A 3,439-nucleotide genomic window follows, 5' to 3' on the forward strand; every position below is an offset into this window, starting at 1 on the left:
AACTTAAACAAACTTCAGAGGATGTAGAAATTGGGGCTGCAATTCCTTTGAGTCATCTTGAAGAAAACTTAAAGGGAATATTCCCTAGTTTGGATGAAATGTTATCTTGGTTTGCGGCTCGACAAATTCGCAACCGAGCTACAATTGGAGGGAATATTGCGACGGCTTCTCCTATTGGAGATTTAGCGCCTGTTTTATTATCTTTAGATGCTAAACTGCGGTTAGCAAGTTTAACGGGAGAACGAATTATTTCCATTGCTGATTTTTTTAAAAGTTATCGTCAAACGGAATTGCAACCTCAAGAAGTAATTGTGTCTATTATTATTCCTAAAAATAGAACTGATAATGGTATTGTTCGTTTAAGTCAATCCTATAAAATCGGAAAACGAGGAACCGATGATATTAGTATTGTTTCCGCAGCGTTTACGATTGATTTAGATATTAATAATACGATTATTCATGCCAGACTTGCCTATGGTGGAGTAGCAGCTATCCCTATTCGAGCGATGAATATTGAAACAATGTTAATCGGAAAACCTTGGAATCATGCGACGATTAAAACTGCAAAAGTTTTGTTAAAAGATACGTTTAATCCTTTAACTGATTTGCGAGGAAGTGCAGACTATCGTAAACGATTAGTTGCTAATTTATTTGAAAAGTTTTTTATTGAATTTTCTCCTAACCTGGGTTGTAATATGTTCGGGTAGGGGTGAGGTATCCTAACCCTCTTTGCACTTGGGTTGGGATACCCAACCCCTACAGATTTTGATCACAAACATTTAGATTTACTATATTATTTAACCGTAAAATGATGAAAGAAAATTCTAAATCTAAACCCCATGAAAGTGCTGTTGGTCATGTTAGCGGAAAAGCAATTTATACCGATGACCAACGACTCCCAAGTGGAATGTTATATTTATGGCCTGTTTTATCCCCATATACCAAGGCAAAAATATTAAAGATTGATACTGCAAATCTGAATAATATTCCAGGGTTTGTTACACTGTTAACGGCTGAAGATATCCCAGGAATTAATAATACAGGAACGATTAAACATGATGAGATTTTATTACCCCAGGATGAAATTAATTATTGGGGTCAACCTGTGGTTTGGGTAGTTGCAGAAACAGAACGTGCGGCTCAAATCGCAGCAGAAACTATTAAAATTGACTATGAACCTTTAACGCCTATTTTAACCATTCAGGATGCTATTCAAAATCAGAGTGTTCATGGGGATAAAAATATTATGCGTCGGGGAAATGCCGCAACGGCTTTGCAGGAATCTGATTTTATTTTAACGGGAAATATTGAAATCCAAGGTCAAGATCATTTTTATTTAGAAACACAAGTAGCTTGGGTTATTCCTAATCTTGAAGACGGTTATCAAGTGTATTCTTCTACTCAACATCCTAGCGAAACCCAAGCAATTATTTCCGAAGTTTTAGGCATTTCTCGCAATCAAATTGTTGTCACTTGTTTAAGGATGGGAGGCGGGTTTGGAGGAAAAGAAACCCAAGCAAACCCCACCGCAGCCATTGCCGCTTTAGCTGCTTATAAAACCGGATGTCCAGCGAGAGTTAGACTCAAACGAGATCAAGATATGATTACCACTGGAAAACGACATCCTTTTTTAGCAAAATATCAAGTCGGTTTTAACAAATACGGTCAACTGTTAGCTTTAGATTTAGATTTATATTCTGATGGCGGTTGGAGTGTCGATTTATCCTTCCCCATTATGCAACGAGCAATGTTTCATATCGATAATTGTTATTATATTCCTAACTTAGAAGTTCGCGGACAAGTGGTAAAAACAAATAAAGTTTCTAATACCGCTTTTCGCGGATTTGGGGGGCCACAGGGGATGGTAATTATTGAAGAGATTATTGATCAAATTGCACGGAAATTAAGTTTACCGCCTGAAATTATCCGAGAACGTAATTTTTATCACGGAGAAGGAGAAACGAATACCACCCATTACGGTCAAGAAATTTTTGATAATCGAATTTTACGGGTTTGGGATGAAACAAAAATTAAGTCAAATTTTGAAAACAGAAAACGAGAAATTTTTGAATTTAATCAAAATCATGATTATCAAAAACGAGGGTTAGCGATTACTCCGGTTAAATTTGGTATTTCTTTTACAAAAACTGAATATAATCAGGCGGGTGCTTTAATTTTAATTTACCAGGATGGGAGTATTCAACTCAATCATGGCGGTACAGAAATGGGTCAAGGTTTACAAACAAAAATGTTACAAGTGGCTTCACAAGCTTTAGGGGTCAATATTAAACGATTTAGAATCATGCCTACCAGTACCGATAAAATCCCCAATACCTCAGCCACAGCCGCTTCCAGTGGTTCAGATTTAAACGGTCAAGCGGTTAAAAATGCCTGTGAAATTGTGAAACAACGATTAGCAGAAGTGGCAGCTAAAGTATTAAATATAGATGACTTTCAAGAGTTAATTTTTGAAGAAGATTGGGTTTATTGCAAAAGTTATCCGATTCAAAAAATAGCCTTTAATGAACTCATTAAACAGGCGTATCATCAACGAGTTAGTTTATCAGCAACGGGTTATTATCGCACCCCTAATATTTATTATGATCCCAAAATTGGTCAAGGTAGACCTTTTTATTATTATGCCTATGGAGCAGCGGTGAGTGAAGTAGAAATTGATGGTTTTACAGGAACGTTTAAACTGCGACAAGTGGATATTGTTCAAGATGTGGGAGAATCATTAAATCCATTAATTGATCAGGGGCAAATTGAGGGAGGGTTTGTACAAGGAATGGGGTGGTTAACGATGGAAGAATTAGTCTGGGATGCACAGGGAAGATTGAAAACTTTTGCCCCCAGTACCTATAAAATTCCGACAATTAAAGAAATTCCTAAAAATTTTAACGTTTATTTATTAAAAAAAGCTGCACAAGATGGCGTAATTTATGGAAGTAAAGCCGTCGGAGAACCCCCTTTTATGTTAGCAATATCCGTGAGGGAAGCCATCCGAGATGCGATCGCAGCCTTTGGTCATACTGATTCTATTTTCTTAGCTTCTCCGGCGACACCAGAAGCGATTTTAAATGCCATTGAAAAGGTACAATTAAAATCAGTAAATATTGGGGAGAATCCATTGATTTAATCGGTAATTTATCCTGTTTTTTCCTAAAATTTCCTTTTCATCACTCGCCTTTTTAACTGCATGAAAATTCAATTTTATCAACAACTGATTCAGGTATTAAATCAAGGTGCTGCTGTGGTTGCAACCGTGACCCGTGTTCGAGGTTCAGTTCCGAGAGAACAAGGAGCAAAAATGATTATTTGTGAGGATGGTCGTACATTTAATACCATTGGTGGGGGTGCTGGGGAAGCAAAAGTTATCCAGCAAGCTAAAGAGGTTTTAAAAACAGGAGAAAAACAATGGGTTGAAATTGATTTATCC

The 3,439-nt window shown here is 36.9% G+C and carries 3 protein-coding genes; all 3 read left to right on the top strand.

From position 1 onward, the window contains the following. A partial coding sequence (locus ACKPEB_RS06995) for an FAD binding domain-containing protein (RefSeq protein WP_408964142.1) occupies positions 1-707 on the top strand: 707 nt, incomplete at its 5' end. Between the two features lie 101 nt (positions 708-808). Continuing rightward, positions 809-3,139, top strand: coding sequence for a xanthine dehydrogenase molybdopterin binding subunit (gene xdhB, locus ACKPEB_RS07000; protein ID WP_408964143.1), 2,331 nt, complete (start codon positions 809-811; stop codon positions 3,137-3,139). Between the two features lie 60 nt (positions 3,140-3,199). Next, positions 3,200-3,439 (top strand): XdhC family protein (locus ACKPEB_RS07005; protein WP_408964144.1); only part of this gene is annotated, 240 nt, incomplete at its 3' end.

This window comes from Planktothrix sp. (assembly GCF_046067725.1).
Taxonomy (GTDB): domain Bacteria; phylum Cyanobacteriota; class Cyanobacteriia; order Cyanobacteriales; family Microcoleaceae; genus Planktothrix.